This window comes from Blautia glucerasea (assembly GCF_013304385.1).
GTDB lineage: Bacteria > Bacillota > Clostridia > Lachnospirales > Lachnospiraceae > Blautia_A > Blautia_A ammoniilytica.
The window spans coordinates 1-2,674 of record NZ_JAAITU010000094.1 but is presented as its reverse complement, the minus strand read 5'-3'; the positions used below and the strand labels follow the sequence as shown (position 1 = coordinate 2,674).

At 42.0% G+C, this 2,674-nt stretch carries 2 protein-coding genes; both read left to right on the top strand.

Translation table 11 applies throughout. The features are described from left to right. Positions 1-253 precede the first annotated feature (253 nt). Positions 254-1,264, top strand: a complete 1,011-nt coding sequence (locus G5B11_RS18360; RefSeq protein WP_173729293.1) for an Ig-like domain-containing protein — start codon at positions 254-256, stop codon at positions 1,262-1,264. A gap of 416 nt (positions 1,265-1,680) precedes the next feature. After that, a partial coding sequence (locus tag G5B11_RS18355; RefSeq protein ID WP_173729292.1) for a transglutaminase domain-containing protein occupies positions 1,681-2,674 on the top strand: 994 nt, incomplete at its 3' end.

The following is a 2,674-nucleotide window of genomic DNA, read 5'->3' as shown; positions in this document are numbered from 1 at the left end:
TCATAATACACTTCGGGAAGAACGAACTGAAAAGGATACATTTTCATCTCCCACTAAATATACACCCCAGGCATTTATTTATCCACTGATTTCTGATAACAGTTATCTGACGGATATAATAGGAAAAATATTCCTTTCACAGGCAGCGGCCTCAATGTAATCAGATGCATATGCATATACAGGAAATGCTATCCGGCCAGAGGTGAAAGTTGTTTGTAATGGTAAAGTTTTGGTTAAGGATACTGATTACAGAGTGATTTATAAAGATAATCAGGATATTGGTACAGCAGAAGTGACAATCCATGGAATCGGAGAATATATAGGAAATATAACTATTCGGTTTCAGATATACTGTGGGCATAACAATATGCTGCATACAGAAGGAAAGAAAGCCACCTGTACAGAAGCAGGAAAAGCGGAATACTGGTATTGTAGTGTTTGTGAAAAATATTTCAGTGATGAAGCAGGCACAAAGGAAACAACGCTTGCAGACACAGTGCTTCCTGCCATCGGGCATCAGTTGAATAAGACAGACAGCAAAGCAGCCACCTGTACAGAAGCAGGAAATACTGAGTATTGGACTTGCAATATTTGTGGGAAATATTTCAGTGATGAAGCAGGTACAAATGAGATAAGGTTAGCTGACACTGTGATTCCAGCAACAGGACATCATTATGGAGAATATCAGCTGACTAAGGAAGCAACTGCGCTGGAAGAAGGTGTTCGTACAGCGTACTGCAGCTGCGGTGCATATGTGACCGTTGCAGTGCCGGCTCTGACACCATCCATAAAGCTGAATGTTTCCAGCCTGCGTCTGCGTGTGAAACAGAAATATACAGTGAAAGTGACAGGTCTTGCCAAAGGAGATTCTGTGGTTTCCTGGTCAACCGGAAATAAAAAGATTGCCCGTGTATCACAAAAAGGAGTTGTAACTGGAAAAGCAAGAGAAAATACGATTATTACCATCAGGCTTGCCAGCGGGTATACCAAAAAGATACGAGTATATGTACAAAAAGGACTTGTAAAAACAACGGCTTTAAAGATCAGCAATACACGGCTGACGCTGAAAAAAGGAAGAAGCTATACTCTTCGTACAACGGTAGCTCCGGTAACTTCTCAGGAAAAAGTAACATTTAAAAGTTCCAATAGTAAAGTTGTATCTGTAAATGCAAAAGGCAAAATATATGCAAAGAAGAAAGGCAAGGCAAGGATCACGGTTCGTTCCGGGAAGAAGAGGCGTGTATGTGTGGTGACTGTGAAGTAGAACAGTTTAGAATGCATTGGAAAATGTAAGCAGAAGTCACTGAAAAAGAGAAATTTTTGGCTATATAGTTTGAAATAATGCGCTGGGAGCAAATGCCTTTCAGCGCATTATCTCAGTCGAGAAGACTCCCACCTCTTTCAGGTGGTGAGTAACAGTAAGTTCGTCTCAGTGGGAGTCCAATCTTCGACTGAGATAAACGCTCCGCGAGGATGCACAGTGATTCTGTAAAGAATATGTCAGCTTACGCTGACCAGAATCACGCGCCAAGTCTCGCAGCTGCTCGACTTGAATACTATTAATTGCAATATTTTTCATAATCCCATGGCAGCGAAAAACAACTGGAAAGGAAAGCTATGTAATGGTATACTTATAGTAGCACACAGAGACCGTATTAGCAGAAAAATGGAGAGATGTATATGAAAAAACGAAATCAGATTCTGGCTGGAGTATTGGCTGTGCTTCTTGGAGTATCACCTTCTGGAGTGTATGGGGAAGCATTTTATGATGTGGAAGATGTTGCCGCCACAGACGCTGCAGCCCAAGAGATAACAGATGTTCAGGATGAAGAATCGGAACAGCCGGAAGAAGTGACTGCAGGGGAAGAAAGTCAGGAGGCGAAATTTACTTCAGGTGTTGATTCGGAGACAGAAGACCACCTGTTTACAGACGGTGCAGATACAAATGCACAGGATCTCCAGGAAGGAACTATTCTGGAGTATGTGGAAGAGGAACTGGCTTCTCCATTGATCGTGAACGGAGAACCAGGAGATATAGATGGGATTCATGTATTTTCACTGGAAGAATATGATGGATCTTATGGCCATCAGTTAGATGGGATGGCGTTGGAAGTCTATAACACATATGTTTCCAATTTGTTTGTGAATTACAGCACATTTAATGGAGTTTCTTATGAGTATCAGGCCAGCAAACCAGTTACTTTTGAGGCGAAGGTCCAAGATAACCAGCTGGTTCAGGATGAGGCATATGACGAAGCCATACTTCAGGTGCGTGTCAATATGCAGGCAGCACTGGATGCGTTCACCTATGATTATCCGGAAGTATTTTGGATGCGTGGAAGTGGCTATTCTTATAGTATCAGTGCTACAGAGCAGAATGGAAAGTATACTGGCATTATTTCAGAGTTTACTATGATGCCTTCTCTGGTGGAGGGTTATAATACTAACATTACAGATAATATGAATAATTTTCTGGAAAATGCAGATGCTGCAGCCGCCCAGATCGCGGCAGACACTAACGGTAAAAGCCTATACGAGAAGGTAAAGGCGATTCATGATTATGTGTGTAAAAAGGCAGTGTATGATGCACAGAACAACTTGAGAGTACATTCTGCAGGACCAATGTTTATCGGGGATGGACATGTAGTATGTGAAGGCTATGCAAAAGCAATGC